The organism is Aquimarina sp. MMG015 (assembly GCF_018100855.1).
Classification (GTDB): Bacteria; Bacteroidota; Bacteroidia; order Flavobacteriales; family Flavobacteriaceae; genus Aquimarina; species Aquimarina latercula.
In genome coordinates this window covers 132888-147850 of record NZ_JAGJEB010000012.1, presented here as the reverse complement: position 1 = coordinate 147850, position 14963 = coordinate 132888, and the positions used below count along the sequence as shown (strand labels likewise).

5 protein-coding genes and 1 pseudogene are annotated in these 14963 nt (G+C 35.6%); 1 reads left to right on the top strand and 5 read right to left on the bottom strand.

The features are described 5' to 3' along the window. Nucleotides 1–3738, bottom strand: a pseudogene (locus J8L88_RS19900) (DUF11 domain-containing protein); the annotation flags it as partial. Between the two features lie 325 nt (nucleotides 3739–4063). Here J8L88_RS19900 and J8L88_RS19895 point away from each other — a divergent pair. Then, complete coding sequence (locus J8L88_RS19895) at nucleotides 4064–5650, top strand: peptide chain release factor 3 (protein WP_211061641.1); 1587 nt, start codon at nucleotides 4064–4066, stop codon at nucleotides 5648–5650. A gap of 157 nt (nucleotides 5651–5807) precedes the next feature. Here J8L88_RS19895 and J8L88_RS19890 read toward each other — a convergent pair whose 3' ends face one another. The 4 genes from J8L88_RS19890 to rpoB form a co-directional block, all read right to left on the bottom strand. Next, nucleotides 5808–6128, bottom strand: a complete 321-nt coding sequence (locus J8L88_RS19890) for a DUF962 domain-containing protein (RefSeq protein WP_211061640.1) — start codon at nucleotides 6126–6128, stop codon at nucleotides 5808–5810. A 132-nt stretch (nucleotides 6129–6260) separates the two neighbouring features. After that, on the bottom strand, nucleotides 6261–6575 hold the full coding sequence (locus J8L88_RS19885) for a DUF3467 domain-containing protein (RefSeq protein WP_027393803.1): 315 nt from the start codon (nucleotides 6573–6575) through the stop codon (nucleotides 6261–6263). 70 nt (nucleotides 6576–6645) lie between these two features. Beyond that, nucleotides 6646–10944, bottom strand: a complete 4299-nt coding sequence (rpoC, locus tag J8L88_RS19880; RefSeq protein ID WP_027393802.1) for a DNA-directed RNA polymerase subunit beta' — start codon at nucleotides 10942–10944, stop codon at nucleotides 6646–6648. 100 nt (nucleotides 10945–11044) lie between these two features. Beyond that, complete coding sequence (rpoB, locus tag J8L88_RS19875) at nucleotides 11045–14854, bottom strand: DNA-directed RNA polymerase subunit beta (RefSeq protein ID WP_027393801.1); 3810 nt, start codon at nucleotides 14852–14854, stop codon at nucleotides 11045–11047. Nucleotides 14855–14963 lie beyond the last annotated feature (109 nt).

Sequence of the window (14963 nt, the reverse complement as noted above, 5' to 3'; positions counted from 1 at the left end):
GTTGGAACCTACAATCGTATACCCAGTTGGAACCTGATCCGTTACTTCAACGCCAGTAGCATTATTAGGACCCGCATTGCTTACTGTAACGGTAAAAGTAACTGTATCTCCTGCAGTAGCAGTCGTACTACCATCTGCATCCGTCGTTAATACAACGCCTTTGTTAAGTGATAAGTCACCTGATGGCGGTATCACCGTACAAAAATCAAATCCTCCTATTGCAGAACCGTGTTGAGCTGAAGGATTACAAGTAGTACAATTTTGCCATACAATAGTTATACTAGCTATTCCATCAAGGTCTTCAAAATTAACGCCTATTTGGTCATCTTGATTATTTACTGAATTAGCATTAGCATCAATAACTCCAGTACCACTATTAGAAGTATAAGAAGGTGTTCCAGAGTCGGTGAATGTTGGAAAAATTGTATTCCCTGCACCATCCGTAGCAGTTACGGTAAACAGATCTCCATTCCCTGTACCATTAGCATTGATATGATAAAGATCAAATCCTACGGAATATATATCCGTACTAAATGTTATTGTTTGCGTAATTCCTGTTGCTCCAAAGCCATTTGTGAAATATTCTAACACTTCATCACCTAGGTTTGCTGTTGCATTAGAATCTACACTAGGACTTACTGTAGAACCTGTTGTAGGCCAAGTACCTAAAGTCCCCGTTTCTCCAGAGAAAGTGTGTGTTATATTTATCCCTGATCCATCTACATCAGAAAACGTATTTGTTAAAGCTCCATCAGGAGTCCAATCGAATTGATCTACTCCATTAGGTACGAACCCATCCCATATTAAATTATATACGGTATCTGTACAAGCTGGACTTTGGTGTAATGTTACTGGTGCAGGAGTTGTACATATATTTGCTCCACCGGCAGTAACATTAGCATTTGTTCCTAGAGTATAATCTACACCTGTTTCAGTTACTAAACCTGAACCATCTACTGTTGCAGGATCTATCGAACCAAACTGTCCGCCATCACCTCCATCAGCATTACTATCATTGTAAGCCTCATTGGCATCACTACAACCATCATCATCAGAATCTAAATCTAAATGATTAGGAATATCATCTCCGTCAGCATCTTCATAAGTACAATACGTGAAATTTGAAAAAAGAAATGTAATAAGACCATTATTTGTCACATTCCCATCTTGCCTTGCTTTCCCTGTAGTAATTTGAAAAGATGATACTAATCCCTCTATAACAATATCCGAATAATTAAGTGTCGTATCGCCCGAACCATTAGTATAAGAAGTTATGGAAGGGGATGTACTATCGTTATTTACAATAACATGAGAACTTCCAGATGAAGTAGTTGTATAACTCCCACTAGGAAAAGTTGTTGGATTCATCAAGGATCCCAAATTAATAATTTGACTTCCCGGACCAGTAGCATTTACAGTTACTTTATCGCCGCTATCTATTCCAGACCACCTAAACTTAACACCAGTAACCGGCTCACTGAATGTAAAAGTATACACTAAGCTTTCAGATAATCCGTCATCTATTTCTTCACCTTGAATTCTAATAGTAGTTGGATCATCAACCTGTAATATGTTTAAAGCTCCTCCATCTACTTGATTTATCGTTGTAGTAATATCAACATCTACTCCATCAAAGTCGAAGATATCATTTATAGCACCTACTCCATTCTGATTTCCTGAAGGAGCCGTTCCAACACTAATTGATGAAGATGCACAATTCAACCCTTCATCAGTGTCTAATATCCCGTCATTATCATCATCACTATCACAAAGATTACCAACATTATCAGAATCTTGGTCAGCTTGACCTGCATTAGGAATCGTAGGACAATTATCTAATGGATCACCTGTACCATCTCCATCTGTATCTATAACGAATCCGTCAGGGACAGAAGCTGTATTTGAACCTGCAACTACAACTATACTTGTTGGATCATCTCCTTGTGTTTGGATAGCATTAACTGGTAAATCCGTATCAGAATCCAAAATATCAATAGTAGCATTACCAGGAGGTAAAGTAGCACTATATGTTCCATCAGGATTTGTTTGTATCGTCTGAGTATTTCCATTTACATCTGTAATAGTAATGGTAACACTACCAATTCCTGATTCGCCACTTTGTACACCATCACCATTTGCATCGTTATATACTACTCCACTTATTGTTCCCGGATTAGAACAAGTTATCGCTCCATTACTTATACCTGTAACTGATTCACCACTTGCCCCACTTGTAGCTCCATTTGTTGGAAATTCGGTTACAGCACCACTATTAGTAATACCGTTAGAACCTCCATTTATATTAATAGTAGGTGAGCCTGCAGAAATTGCCACAAAACCAGCACCACCACCACCACCAGGGCCTTCACTTTCATTATTAGTAATCAATTGGTCTCCTCCATCTCCTCCATTAGCAGTAAGAATCAAGGTATTGGCTATAGAAGAAGCTCTTAATACAATACTTCCTCCTCCTCCTCCTCCTCCAGGTGCATCATTATGATTTGGAACTGTTGGTAAAGCATCAGCTCCATTAGCAATTATGTTACCAGAACCTGTAATAGAATTTGCTCCAAGCAAAATTATACCACCTCCATTAGCAGCATCTTGACTTGCGCTATTATTTCTATCACCGGCTCCTCCTCCTCCTCCGAGAAAGATTCTATTTTGTTCGTTTGCAATAAGAGGTCTACCACCTAATCCACCAACTGGATCTCTTAAATCTCCTCCCCAAGCAGCACTACCTGGAGCAAGAGTCAAAGCGTTTTGATTACTACTTCCAAAAGAATACCCTCCTCTTCCTCCACCAGAAGAATTCGTAAGAGCATTTCCATTAGCAATATAATCAGGGTCTAAAGTCCAAGCTGTGGCCCCAGTACATCCAGAGCACATTACACCTGATCCATTAAACCAAGTATTACCATTATTCCCATTAGATCCCCCTCCTCCACCGGAGTTATGAGCGTTTCCACCTCCACCACCATTGGCGGGAGCACCACGACCGTATCTACCACCTAAAACATCATAATCTGCTTGATAACCTACTATACTTTCTCCTTTTTCTGCACTCAAACTAGCTAAAGTAGAAACATAATCGCTATAAACAGTCGCATTAGCTCCTGTAGTACTGTTTTCTACCTCGCCTCCTCTAAACCCAAGACCAGATGTATCTATATCTCCTTCTATGTCAATTATGTTCGCAGTAATAACAACTACACCACCTCTTCTACTACCCGCAAAATCTTCCCAAGCTAAAGATGTTACAGAGGCACCTGCTTGTATGGTAAGTGTATCATATTGAGGAACTTTTACTACTTGTGTTCTTCCAGCAACAAAATAACCATTAGCTATCTCACATGTTAACGTAATCGTATTTGAACTAATACTTGAAACATATCCAAATTCATACAACCCTGAACTTCCATAATCCGTAATATCGCCATAATTAACGGTATTTGTTGTATTAATAGATGCCCCTTGAGCTTGATAAATTAAGACTAAATCACCACTAGAAAGACCTCCTAGATCAGTTGCAACACTATTGACATCAATGGATGTATCACCAGCTGTTATGTCCGAAGTTATAGGACTGTAAGTATTAAGAACCGTATTTGCAGCAGTTACCGTAAGATCACCATCTTTCCCTTCCTGACCAGAAGCGCTGTAGGTAACTAAAAAGATAAAGGTCAAAAGAGACATAAACGCACTTTGACCCAACAAGACTTGGGTAATTTTTTTCATATGACGATGGTTTACAACAGTATATAAAAGCTTGGGTATAACCTTTATTTACTATTCATAAATATCTTAAACAATATTTATATTTTAAAAATACGTGATAAAATTACGGTAAAACCGTAATATATAATCTATACAAATATGGCACACATTAGAACAATTAACACTTAATTCCCCAAATTTTTTTCATTTTTTCGATGAAATACACTTTTCGAACGGCGAAAAACGGTTGAAAATTATCATATTTCAAAATAACGTAGTTTTTAAGTCTCTTATCCCCATTGTACATTTATATAGTATATTTGCAAACTTTAGCAATAGAACTACAATGAAATTCTCAGAAGAAATAAAGCGACGAAGAACCTTTGGTATCATTTCTCACCCTGATGCAGGTAAAACAACATTAACAGAAAAATTACTTCTATTTGGTGGTGCAATTCAAGAAGCAGGAGCTGTTAAATCTAATAAGATCAAAAAAGGTGCTACCAGTGACTTTATGGAAATCGAACGCCAAAGAGGAATTTCTGTAGCTACTTCTGTACTAGCGTTTGAATATCAAGGCATTAAAATAAATATTTTAGATACACCAGGACACAAAGATTTTGCAGAAGATACTTTTAGAACTTTAACTGCTGTTGATAGTGTAATAGTTGTTATTGATGTTGCTAAAGGTGTAGAGGAACAGACCGAAAAACTGGTTTCGGTGTGTAGAATGCGAAATATCCCAATGATTGTTTTTATCAACAAACTGGATCGAGAAGGAAAAGATGCTTTCGAGCTTTTGGATGAAGTAGAACAAAAACTCGGATTAAAGGTAACTCCTTTAAGTTTTCCTATAGGAATGGGATATGATTTTAAAGGTATCTATAATATTTGGGAAAAGAACATCAATCTTTTTAGTGGAGATAGTAGAAAAAACATTGAAGAGACCATTGAAGTATCCGATTTATCGTCTCCTGAACTTACTACTTTAATCGGGGATACAGCCGCAGATACCTTACAAGAAGAAATTGAATTAGTAGATGGTATTTATCCATCATTTGATAAAGAATTATATCAAAAAGGAGATTTACAACCTGTTTTTTTTGGTTCTGCATTAAACAATTTTGGTGTTCGAGAATTATTAGATTGTTTTATATCCATAGCACCTACTCCAAGAGCTAAAGAAAGTGATATAAGAGTTGTACAACCTGATGAAAAAGATTTCACGGGATTTGTATTTAAGATCCATGCAAACATGGATCCTAAACACAGAGATAGGTTAGCTTTTATTAAAATAGTATCAGGAACTTTTGAACGTAACGTACCTTATTTACATACACGACATAACAAAAAACTTAAATTCTCGAGTCCAAATGCATTTTTTGCAGAGAAAAAAGAAATTGTCGACATCTCATACCCAGGAGATATCGTGGGATTGCATGATACTGGTAATTTTAAAATTGGTGATACATTAACAACAGGTGAAAAGTTAAACTATAAAGGTATTCCTAGTTTTTCTCCAGAACATTTTAGATATATTAATAATGCAGATCCATTAAAATCCAAACAATTAGCAAAAGGAATTGATCAATTAATGGATGAAGGTGTAGCTCAATTATTTACATTAGAACTAAATGGAAGAAAAGTGATTGGTACCGTTGGCGCCCTGCAGTATGAAGTAATACAATATAGATTAGAACATGAATATGGTGCAAAATGTACTTATGAAAATCTAAATGTACATAAAGCTTGCTGGGTAGAAGTTGAAGATGAAAGTAATGATGAATTCAAAGATTTCAAAAGAGTAAAAAGTAAATTTCTTGCTAAGGACAAACAAGGGCAATTAGTATTTTTAGCAGACTCTTCTTTTAGTTTACAAATGACGCAACAAAAATATCCTTCTATCATTTTTCATTTTACATCTGAATTCTAAACTTATTTTAAATAACTTTTTAGAGCAATTAAAAAGATAAACTAAATAACTTATATTTTTAAATTAAAAATGGATGAAATACTTTCTATTTGATCCGTTTTTAATTTACTTATCACTAAAATTTATGAAAAAAAAATACTTATAAGAAAAAACTATTTTAATCTTTCGAGCTATCAAACGCTCGTTTTCCAAAAAGAATTTCAAAAAACAATTTAAAATCTGAAATCAAACTCCAAAAAGGATATTTAAAAGTAGCAGGTTTATTCTTTTCAAAAAAAGCATGACCTACCCATGCAAATCCATAACCAACTAAAGGAACCAAAAACCACTTCCAACCCCATCCATTATATATAGCAATGCCTATAATAATAAAAACCAAAAAGGTCCCTACAAAATGCAAAGTCCTACTTGTCCTATTTTGATGTTCGGTAAGATAAAATCTATAAAATTCTGAATATGTTTTAATTCTTTCGGACATATTTTAATACGTTAAATAAAAGAAGGTTTAAGATACTAAAAATATACTTCCTTATCAAACTCTAAAATATTCATGAAAAAACCCACCGTTAAAAAAACAATGGGTTGCATATAATTTTATAACAATATGTTATTATGCCTGTCCTGTAGGCCCAAAATTTAAAGGAATTGGTGGTTGATCATAATCCTTTATTTCGCCATGAGCAGCTTCAAACCTTGACACATTATCACCTAAAGCTTTTAATAATCTTTTAGCATGTTGAGGAGTTAAGATAATCCTACTCTTTACTTTGCTTTTAGGCCGTCCCGGCATAATATTAACGAAGTCTACCACAAACTCGGATACCGAGTGATTAATAATTGCCAAGTTACTATATACTCCATCAGCTATTGCATCATCCAACTCTATATTTAACTGATTTTGTTTTTGTTTCTTTTCCTCTGCCATTTTATATTATTTTACAAAAGCCAATAGCTTTCTAAAAACAGAAAGCCTGCCAATTGGCAGGCTTAACTGATTAATTATAATTTACTTCTTGTCTTTGTTCCATTCGATCTTCGAATTCTTCTTTAGAACCAACTATGATACTTTCGTAGTCTCTCATACCCGTTCCTGCAGGAATTCTATGTCCAACGATTACATTCTCTTTTAATCCTTCTAAATCATCAACTTTACCACTTACAGCAGCTTCGTTTAATACTTTAGTAGTTTCCTGGAATGAAGCTGCAGAAATAAATGACTTAGTTTGAAGTGACGCTCTTGTAATACCCTGAAGGATTGGAGTCGCCGTCGCAGGAGTAACATCTCTTGCTTCTACTAAGTTTTTATCTTCTCTTCTTAATATAGAATTCTCATCTCTAAGATCTCTTGGAGAAATAATTTGACCTGCTTTTAGGTTTTCACTATCTCCAGCTTCTTCTACCACCTTCATTCCGAAGATAGCATCGTTTTCTTGGATGAAATCTGATTTATGAACTAATTGATTCTCTAAGAAAATAGTATCACCTGGATCTTGAATTCTTACTTTACGCATCATCTGACGTACTACAACCTCAAAATGCTTATCATTAATCTTCACACCTTGTAATCGATATACTTCCTGTACTTCATTAACTAAGTACTGTTGCACAGCTGAAGGTCCTTTGATCTTAAGAATATCTTCTGGAGTCACAGAACCATCAGATAATGGCATACCAGCACGAACAAAGTCATTCTCCTGAACAAGAATCTGATTAGACAACTTCACAAGATACTTCTTGATCTCACCTATCCTAGATTCTACGATAATCTCACGATTACCACGCTTAATTTTTCCAAAAGAAACTACACCATCAATTTCACTAACTACAGCAGGATTAGATGGATTACGTGCTTCAAATAATTCCGTTACACGTGGAAGACCTCCTGTAATATCACCAGCTTTTGCTGACTTACGAGGAATTTTTACTAAAATCTTACCAACATTAATCTTATCATTGTCATCAACCATTAAGTGGGCTCCAACCGGAAGGTTGTAAGAACGAAGAACTTCGTCATCTTTACCCATAATTAATAGCGTTGGTATTTTTTTCTTATCACGAGATTCTGAGATTACTTTTTCCTGGAATCCAGTTTGTTCATCTATTTCTACCTGATAAGTAATACCTTGTTCAACATTTTCATAACTTACTTTTCCTGCAAATTCTGAAATGATCACACCGTTATATGGATCCCATTGACAGATACTTTGATCTTTCTTAACTGTATCTCCACTGTTAATAAATAACTGCGAACCGTAAGGGATTAAGTTTGTACTAAGTACGATCTTAGTTTTAGGATCTACAACCTTAACTTCAGAAGTACGAGAGATTACCACATCAATTTCATTTCCGTCAGAATCTTGACCTTTTACAGTTTTCAATTCATCTATCTCTGCCTTACCAGCAAATTTAGACTTCAATTGATTTTCTTCAGAAATGTTACTTGCAATACCTCCTACGTGGAATGTACGCAATGTAAGCTGAGTTCCAGGCTCTCCAATCGATTGAGCTGCCACAACACCAACTGCCTCACCACGCTGAACTGTTTTACCAGTTGCTAGGTTACGACCATAACATTTTACACAAATACCTTTTTTAGCCTCACAAGTTAATGCTGAACGAACTTCTACAGATTCTACTGGAGAATTCTCAATGTTTTTAGCAGTTACATCATCAATCTCAACTCCTGCTTCTACAAGCACTTCCTGAGTTAGAGGGTTTATAACATCTACTAATGAAGTCCTACCGGTAATTCTAGCAGCAAGACCTTCAATAATTTCTTCATTTTTCTTCAAAGGAGTAACCTCTACCCCACGCAATGTTCCACAATCTTCGATATTAACAATAACATCTTGTGCAACATCAACTAAACGACGTGTAAGGTATCCAGCATCCGCAGTTTTAAGTGCAGTATCCGCAAGACCTTTACGAGCACCGTGTGTTGAGATAAAGTACTCAAGAATCGAAAGACCTTCTTTAAAGTTAGAAAGAATTGGATTCTCAATAATCTCTCCACCAGCTGAATTCGATTTCTTTGGTTTTGCCATTAATCCACGCATACCTGTAAGCTGACGAATCTGTTCTTTAGATCCCCTGGCTCCAGAATCAAGCATCATATATACTGAGTTAAACCCTTGCTGATCCTCTCTAATACGTTTCATTGACAATTCTGTCAATTCCGCATTGGTCGATGTCCATATATCAATTACCTGGTTATAACGCTCATTATTAGTAATAAGACCCATGTTATAATTAGCAACTATATTGTCTACCTGACCATTAGCATCAGCGATCATTTTATGCTTCTCTGCAGGAATAATAATATCACCTAAACTAAAGGATAATCCTCCTCTAAATGCGAAGTTATATCCTAACGTTTTAATTTCATCTAAGAAAGCAGCAGTTTCTGGTACACTAGTTACTTTTAAAATACCTCCAATAATATCTCTAAGAGATTTTTTGGTTAATACTTCATTAATATAACCAGCTTTTTCAGGAACTTTTTCATTAAATAAAACTCTACCTGTAGTAGTTTCTATAATTTTAGTTACCACTTCTCCATCTTCGATATCTTTTGTTCTAACCTTAATATTAGCGTTAATATCAAGACGTTTTTCGTTATAAGCAATAACTACTTCTTCTGGAGAATAGAACGTTAAATCCTCACCTTTAATTTCTAACTCAGGTGTTGATCTACGTGATTTAGTCATATAATACAGACCCAGTACCATATCCTGAGAAGGTACAGTAACCGGCGAACCATTAGCAGGATTCAGAATGTTATGAGAAGCTAACATTAATAATTGTGCTTCCAATATTGCTTCTGGTCCTAATGGTAAATGCACCGCCATTTGATCTCCATCAAAATCGGCATTAAATGCTGTACACACTAATGGGTGTAACTGTATTGCTTTACCTTCAATAAGTTTTGGCTGGAATGCCTGAATACCTAAACGGTGAAGCGTAGGAGCACGGTTTAGTAATACTGGATGTCCTTTAAGAACATTCTCCAAGATATCCCAAACTACAGGCTCTTTTCTATCGATAATTTTTTTAGCAGATTTTACTGTCTTTACAATACCACGTTCTATCAATTTTCTGATTACAAATGGTTTGTATAATTCTGCAGCCATATTCTTAGGAAGACCACATTCGAATAATTTCAATTCTGGTCCTACAACAATTACAGAACGAGCAGAATAATCCACACGTTTACCTAGTAAGTTCTGACGGAAACGTCCTTGCTTACCTTTTAAAGAATCCGAAAGCGATTTTAAAGGTCTGTTAGAATCAGTTTTAACTGCAGAAGCTTTACGAGTATTATCAAACAAAGAATCAACAGATTCTTGTAGCATACGCTTTTCATTACGTAAAATTACTTCTGGAGCTTTGATTTCCATCAAACGCTTCAAACGATTGTTACGAATTATTACACGACGATATAAGTCATTTAAATCTGATGTAGCAAAACGACCACCATCTAATGGCACTAACGGACGTAATTCTGGCGGAATTACCGGAACCACTTTAAGAATCATCCATTCTGGACGATTTTCTCTATTCTTATTTGCATCACGTAAAGATTCTACAACCTGAAGGCGCTTTAAAGCCTCCGTTTTACGCTGCTTAGAAGTTTCATTATTTGCCTTATGTCTTAACTCGTAAGATAACTCATCAAGATCAATTCTTTTTAGAATTTCGATAAGACACTCTGCACCCATCTTAGCGATGAACTTATTAGGATCTGTATCATCTAGATATAAGTTCTCTTGAGGAAGACTATCTAAGATATTAAGATACTCTTCTTCTGTAAGAAAGTCCATTTTCTGAACTGGCTCACCTTCTTCATTCTTTGCAATACCTGGTTGTATTACTACATAACGTTCGTAGTAAATAATCATATCCAGCTTCTTAGAAGGAAGACCTAATAAATATCCTATTTTGTTAGGTAGTGAACGGAAATACCAAATATGTGCAACTGGTACAACCAAATTAATGTGACCAACACGATCTCTACGAACTTTCTTTTCCGTTACTTCTACACCACATCGATCACATACGATCCCTTTATAACGAATTCTTTTATATTTACCACAAGCACACTCAAAGTCCTTAACAGGTCCAAAAATACGCTCACAGAACAAACCATCACGTTCTGGTTTGTGAGTACGATAATTAATAGTTTCAGGCTTAAGAACCTCTCCTTGCGATGCTGCTAAAACAGACTCAGGAGATGCCAAACCTATCGAGATCTTATTAAATCTCTTTACTGCATTCTTATCATTATTTCTTGCCATAATATATGGTTACTTAAGAATTATTGTAATTTAATTTTGAATAACAAATAGTGTAAACGTACCCTTTGATTACTCTCGGGGTACGATTTCCTAATCTATATTATTCTTCTAATCTGATATCTAGACCAAGACCTTTCAATTCGTGCATAAGTACGTTGAATGATTCTGGTAATCCAGGTTCTGGCATAGGCTCACCTTTAACAATACTTTCGTATGTTTTAGCTCTTCCTATAACATCATCAGATTTAACAGTCAATATCTCACGAAGGGTAGCAGAAGCACCATATGCCTCTAATGCCCAAACTTCCATCTCCCCAAAACGCTGACCTCCAAACTGAGCTTTACCACCAAGTGGTTGCTGAGTAATCAATGAATAAGGACCAATAGAACGTGCGTGCATTTTGTCATCAACCATATGACCTAACTTAAGCATGTAAATCACACCTACAGTTGCCGGTTGATCAAAACGATCTCCTGTACCACCATCATATAAATATGTATGACCAAATCTTGGAATACCTGCTTCATCTGTAAATTCATTAATCTGATCTAAAGAAGCTCCATCAAAAATTGGAGTAGCATATTTTCTACCTAATTTCTGACCAGCCCAACCTAGTACAGTTTCATAGATCTGACCAATATTCATACGAGAAGGTACCCCTAGTGGATTCAATACAATATCTACTGGTGTTCCATCTTCTAAGAATGGCATATCTTCTTCTCTTACGATACGGGCAACAATACCTTTGTTACCGTGACGACCTGCCATCTTATCACCTACTTTTAGTTTACGTTTTTTAGCAATGTAAACTTTAGCAAGTTTTATAATTCCAGAAGGTAATTCATCTCCCACAGAGATCGTAAATTTCTCTCTACGCAAGTTACCTTGTAAATCATTTTCTTTAATCTTAAAGTTATGGATAAGATCCGCAACCATCTTATTAAGACTATCATCAGTAGTCCAAGTCCCTTTAGTAAGATGAGCATAATCATCAACACTATTAAGCATTTTCTGAGTAAACTTCTTACCTTTTGGAAGTACTTCTTCTCCTAAATCGTTAATAACTCCTTGCGAAGTTTTACCTCCAACGATTACGAATAATTTATCTACTAACTCTGCCTTTAATAATGCAAATTTAGCGTCATACGATCGCTCTAAGATTGAAATATCTTCTTTATCTTGAGAACGCTTACGCTTATCTTTTATCGCACGAGCAAATAATTTCTTATCTATAACAACACCATGTAAAGATGGTGAAGCTTTTAAAGAAGCATCTTTAACATCTCCAGCTTTATCACCAAAGATAGCTCTTAATAATTTCTCTTCTGGTGTAGGATCACTTTCTCCTTTTGGCGTAATCTTACCGATAAGAATATCTCCTGGCTTAATCTCAGCACCAACACGGATCATTCCGTTTTCATCAAGATCCTTAGTCGCTTCTTCAGAAACATTAGGAATATCGTTAGTTAATTCTTCATTCCCTAACTTAGTATCTCTTACTTCTAAAGAGTACTCATCGATATGAATAGAAGTAAAGATATCATCTCTAACAACTTTCTCAGAAATTACGATTGCATCCTCAAAGTTATATCCTTTCCAAGGCATGAAGGCAACCTTCATATTTCTTCCTAAAGCAAGTTCTCCATTTTCAGTTGCATAACCTTGACATAGAACCTGTCCTTTATTTACTCTATCACCAACTCTTACGATCGGTTTAAGATTAATAGAAGTACCTTGATTCGTTTTACGGAATTTAATAAGATTATAAGTTTTAGAATCACTATCAAAACTTACCATTCTTTGTTCTTCCGTTCTATCATACTTAATAGTTATCTTTTGTGCATCTACATACTCAACAACTCCTGCTCCTTCTGAGTTAATTAATACACGAGAATCTGAAGCTACTTGACGCTCTAGTCCTGTACCAACAATTGGTGCATCAACTCTTAATAATGGTACTGCCTGACGCATCATATTCGATCCCATCAATGCACGGTTCGCATCATCATGTTCTAAGAAAGGAATTAAAGATGCAGAAATAGAGGCAATTTGATTAGGAGCAACATCAGCATAATTTACAGATGATGGTTCTATCACCGGGAAGTCACCTTCCATACGAGCAATTACCTTATCACTTTGAATCTTACCATCTTCTTCTAACGGCAAGTTCGCTTGCATTATTAATTTTTCTTCCTCTTCCTCCGCACTTAAGTATCTAAACTCACTTAAATCTACTTTTCCATCTTCAACTTTACGGTAAGGAGTTTCTAAGAACCCCATTGAATTCACTTTGGCAAAAACTGCTAGTGAAGATATTAATCCAATATTCGGTCCTTCTGGAGTTTCAATTGGACATAAACGACCATAGTGTGTATAATGTACATCTCGAACCTCGAAACCAGCACGCTCTCTTGATAAACCACCTGGTCCTAAAGCAGAAAGTCGACGCTTGTGCGTAATCTCTGCTAATGGATTCGTTTGATCCATAAACTGAGATAACTGATTCGTCCCGAAGAAAGAATTAATTACAGAAGACAATGTCTTTGCATTAATCAAATCAATAGGTGTAAATACTTCATTATCTCTAACATTCATACGCTCACGAATTGTACGTGCCATACGTGCTAGACCAACTCCAAACTGTTGTGATAATTGTTCTCCTACAGTTCTTACACGACGGTTAGAAAGGTGATCAATATCATCAATCTCAGCTTTTGAATTGATTAACTCAATTAAGTATTTTATAATAGTAATAATATCTTCTTTAGTAAGCACTTGCTTATCCATTTCAATATTAAGACCTAGTTTTTTATTCATTCTATAACGACCTACTTCACCAAGGTTGTAACGTTGATCAGAGAAGAATAACTTGTCAATAATACCCCTTGCAGTCTCCTCATCAGGCGGTTCTGCATTACGTAATTGACGGTATATATGTTCTACGGCTTCCTTTTCAGAATTCGTAGGATCTTTTTGTAATGTATTATGGATTATCGCATAATCACCTTTCTGATTATCTTCTTTATGAAGCAAAATAGTTTTAGCTCCAGAATCCACGATCTCATCTAAGTGATCTTTATCAAGAACAGTATCACGATCTAATACAATTTCGTTACGCTCTATAGAAACAACCTCTCCTGTATCCTCATCTACGAAATCCTCATGCCATGTATTTAATACACGTGCCGCTAACTTACGCCCTAGTACTTTTTTCAATCCAGATTTAGAAACTTTTACTTCTTCTGCAAGATCAAAAATTTCTAAAATATCCTTATCTCTTTCAAACCCGATAGCACGGAAAAGAGTAGTTACTGGTAATTTTTTCTTTCTATCAATATATGCGTACATAACGCTATTGATATCTGTTGCAAATTCTATCCAAGATCCTTTAAAAGGAATTACTCTTGCAGAATATAGCTTAGTTCCATTTGCATGGAATGATTGTCCAAAGAAAACACCTGGTGAACGGTGTAATTGAGATACAACAACACGTTCTGCTCCATTAATACAGAATGTACCACTAGGAGTCATATAAGGAATTGTTCCTAAATATACGTCCTGTACAATCGTCTCAAAATCTTCGTGTTCAGGATCGGTACAGAAAAGTTTTAGACGCGCCTTAAGCGGAACACTATATGTAAGACCTCTCTCTATACATTCTTGCAAATCATATCTTGGTGGGTCTACAAAGTAGTCTAAAAATTCAAGTACAAATTGATTACGTGTGTCCGTAATCGGGAAATTTTCCATGAAGGTATTATAAAGACCTTCATTTCCTCTTTCTTCTGACTTTGTTTCTAATTGAAAAAAGTCTTGAAAGGATTTGATCTGTATATCCAAGAAATCAGGATAATCAGGTCTATTCTTTACGGAAGAAAAATTCAATCTTTCAGTTTGCGTTGCTAACATCAATGGACGGAATTAAATTAAAATTTAAAAAACAGCGTATTTTAATACATCATATTTATATACGCAAAATGGTTTAGACCTTAGAGAAAATTCTCCAGGTCTAAACCTC